At 68.2% G+C, this 2,903-nt stretch carries 5 protein-coding genes, 1 tRNA gene and 1 pseudogene; 4 read left to right on the top strand and 3 right to left on the bottom strand.

Annotation, left to right across the window (positions count from 1 at the left end; all coding sequences use genetic code 11):
* Positions 1–176: 176 nt before the first annotated feature.
* Together AOK03_RS41590 and AOK03_RS42990 are read left to right on the top strand one after the other, a co-directional pair.
* A pseudogene (locus tag AOK03_RS41590) lies at positions 177–486 on the top strand (transposase); the annotation flags it as partial.
* A gap of 67 nt (positions 487–553) precedes the next feature.
* Entirely contained in the window at positions 554–718 is a 165-nt protein-coding gene (locus AOK03_RS42990) for a hypothetical protein (protein ID WP_157869210.1), read from the top strand.
* A gap of 75 nt (positions 719–793) precedes the next feature.
* Here the strand turns inward: AOK03_RS42990 and AOK03_RS38900 are convergent, their stop codons facing one another.
* Both AOK03_RS38900 and AOK03_RS38895 read right to left on the bottom strand, forming a co-directional pair.
* Positions 794–1,048: a hypothetical protein gene (locus tag AOK03_RS38900; protein ID WP_055570070.1), complete on the bottom strand. Its 255-nt coding sequence runs from the start codon at positions 1,046–1,048 to the stop codon at positions 794–796.
* A gap of 358 nt (positions 1,049–1,406) precedes the next feature.
* Positions 1,407–1,481: transfer RNA gene (locus AOK03_RS38895), tRNA-Trp, on the bottom strand.
* A gap of 144 nt (positions 1,482–1,625) precedes the next feature.
* Here AOK03_RS38895 and AOK03_RS38890 point away from each other — a divergent pair.
* Positions 1,626–1,991 carry a VOC family protein gene (locus AOK03_RS38890; protein WP_055570069.1) on the top strand — a complete coding sequence of 122 codons (366 nt, stop codon included), beginning with the start codon at positions 1,626–1,628 and terminating at the stop codon, positions 1,989–1,991.
* 16 nt (positions 1,992–2,007) lie between these two features.
* Positions 2,008–2,289, top strand: a complete 282-nt coding sequence (locus AOK03_RS38885; RefSeq protein ID WP_055570068.1) for a DUF1905 domain-containing protein — start codon at positions 2,008–2,010, stop codon at positions 2,287–2,289.
* Positions 2,290–2,327: 38 nt separating this feature from the next.
* On the opposite strand, the gene AOK03_RS38880 is transcribed toward AOK03_RS38885, so the two are convergent.
* Positions 2,328–2,903, bottom strand: a 576-nt coding sequence (locus AOK03_RS38880) for an alpha/beta fold hydrolase (RefSeq protein WP_055570067.1), incomplete at its 5' end; no start/stop codon positions are given.

Here is a 2,903-nt window from a genome sequence, read left to right as displayed (position 1 = left end):
ATGACGGCGCCGACTATCGCGGCAACGAGCGGTGTCCACGACATGCCAGGACCCTATGACCGAGCTGGGGAGCAGGCCAGAGGGCCTAAGACGTTGTCCTCTGTGGTGAGGCGGAGTAATACCTCACCATGGGCCAGGGGACGTGGAGTTGGATCGTTCCGGACGGGTTGTGAGACATCGCGAAGCCGTTGCTCCCGCCGTCGCGGGTGCGGCCGCAGGGCGGCGGGACGCCGGATACGCCTGATGAGACGCTGTTTTCCGCGATCATCTACGTGCTGGTCAGCGGATGCGCCTGGCGGCATCTGCCGCCCTGCTTCGGGGTCTCGAAGTCGACTGCTCATCGACGGTTCCTGATCTGGTCCAGAGCCGGTGTCCGGGGCCGGTGTCTGGGGCCGGCTGCACAAGGCCGTGCTCCACCAACTCGATGACGTCGGCCTTGTCGAGGTCACCCGCGTTGTGCTCGACACTGCCCACGTCCGCGCTAAAGGGGACTCAGTCATGAACTTACACAGCGAATTGTCGGTGTCGACCGGTCTCGCGGCCGGGTGGCTGCGTGTGGGATCTGTTCGGTGAGCGCCACTTGAGCCAGCGCGCTGTCCTGCTGCTCGCTGTCGGCTGTGGTGCGGTGGTCGTCGCGTTGAAGTATCCGGATCTCGGCGTGGCGTTGCTGGTCGGCGTCGGCGTCATGACGCTGCTGCACCTGTTGATGGACCAGTGAGCCGGGCAACCCGCGCCGGGGACGGGGATGTGCCTGCGGTCGGCCTGGAGGTCGGCCAGGTCGGCGCCACAGCATTCAGTGGCGCTTGTCCTGGTCGAGGAGGTCGGCCGGAGGGTTTCGGAACATGGAGCGCCGCAGCCGCCCGGTGAATGCTGCCCGCCCAAGGAAGACGAGCCCGAGGCCCGCGCAGCCGCCACCGCAGGGCACCATGAGGTTGCTGAGCCAGGTCACTCCTGCCTCGTCGGCGTATCCCCCGATCATGGCGAATATGAAGAAGGCGAAGAGCAGACCGAGTCCGGCCAGGGCGTACCAACCACGCGAGCGAAGCATCTACCTATGATCACAGATGCCCGAATTGCGATTACTCGGGGGGCAGGTCCCGGCCAGTGGTCCGGATCGGGGAGCTGGGGGGCAGCCGAGGTATTCGAGCTGGTAGATGTGCAGCGTCTTCGTCCGGCGCCCGAGGTAGATCACGGCGAGGACCTCGCTGGTGACGCGGGTCCGCATGATGCCGTTGTCCTCGCCGACGGCGCCCGTGCACGTAAGACGAGACGCTCCTCCCTCAGCTCACTCTCGAGGAGGCGCAAGACGGGGTGGTGGTGTCGGCCGCGGTGGCATCCGAGGGCGCCGCACTGTCGTAGAAACTCCCGGGCCCTCGCAGCGTGGCGCGGCAATCCGCAGGGGAGTCGGCGGGTGACCGGATTCGAACCGGCGTCCTCGCGGTTTTGGAGACCGCGCGCGTCGACCACTGCGCTACACCCACCGACCCGCATCGTAGCGATCACGCTCATGCCGCCACAGAGGCCCTCTCGCCGGCCGGGTCGTAACCGGCGCGGGCGGGGNNGCGATGAGTTTCCCCGCCCGCCTCCGTCTTACCTTGCGAACACCGAGGAAACGGAGGCACGGGATGAGCAGGACCACCCACATCACACAGGTGGCCACGGTCGGGATTCGCGTCACCGACCAACAGAAGGCAATCGAGTTCTACGTCGACGAGCTCGGCTTCGAAGTACGCCGGGACGCACCTCTCGGCGACGGGCGCTGGATCGAGGTGGCGCCGCCCGGGGCGAGGACGACCGTCGCACTCGTTCCCGAAGGGCTCCCGGTCGGCATCCGTCTGACGACCCGGGACGCCGACGCCGACCACGCGGACCTGCGCGCACGCGGCGTCGACACGGATGCGGAGGTCCTCAGGATGGGGCCCGCGGTGCCGCCGATGTTCGCCGTGCGTGACCCGGACGGCAACGACCTGATCCTCATCGAAGACTCCTGAACAGGCGGTATCAGTGATGGACACAGTGCTGGACGAGCAGTTCACCGCAACCCTGCAGAAGAGCCCGAACAAGGGCGGCTGGACCTACGTCGTGTGGCCCGGGTCGGCCGAGTTCTTCGGCACCCGTGGCCTGGTGAAGGTACGGGGCACGATCGACGGTCATCCGTTCCAGAGTTCGTTCATGGCCCTGGGGGACGGAACGCACAAGCTGCCTGTGAAGGCGGACGTGCGCAAGGCGATCGGCAAGGAGGAAGGGGACTCCGTGACGGTCCGCCTACAGGAGCGAGTCAACACCTGACGTCAGGAACGACCGCTCTGCCACGATGCCCTCGGGCATCAACCTCGCCCCGGCCCAGCGGATCGGCCGGCGGCGTGGGTCCAGGTGACGGCCAGGATCAGCGCGGCGGTCCGCAGCGGTTCCTCCACGATGGGCGTGTGGCCCGCGTCGGGCAGCAGGTCGATCCTCGCGCCGGGGACGGCGCGGTAGTCGGCCGCGGAGGCCGGTCGCCATCTGCGGTCCTGCTCGCCGAAGATCACCTGCAACGGCTTGCCGAGGGGCGCCAGCCGGGACGGGAGCGTCTGTCGGCCCAGGTAGGCGATGGACGCCCGCATCGCCGCGGTGACCGCGTCCTGGTTGATGCCGCGCAGTTCGTCGACGAACTCCTGCGGCACCTCGTAGCCCTCGCGGAATCCCGTGCTCGCGAACATCCGGAGCTGTTCGTCGGTCGGCGGCCACTGGGTGGGGGCGGTCGCGGTGGACGGCGGTGCGATGAAGGCGTCCATGCCGGGGCCGGTGCTGATGAGTACGAGGGCGGTCACCAGGTCGGGCCGCCGCTCGGCAAGGGCGGTCGCGGTATAGCCGCCGCTGGAGTGGCCGACGACGATGGCGTGCTCGACGCCGAGCCGGTCCAG

The organism is Streptomyces atriruber, assembly GCF_001418325.1.
Lineage (GTDB): Bacteria > Actinomycetota > Actinomycetes > Streptomycetales > Streptomycetaceae > Streptomyces > Streptomyces atriruber.
Note: the sequence above shows the minus strand (reverse complement) of the source record. Positions and strands in the feature narration are given on the sequence as shown.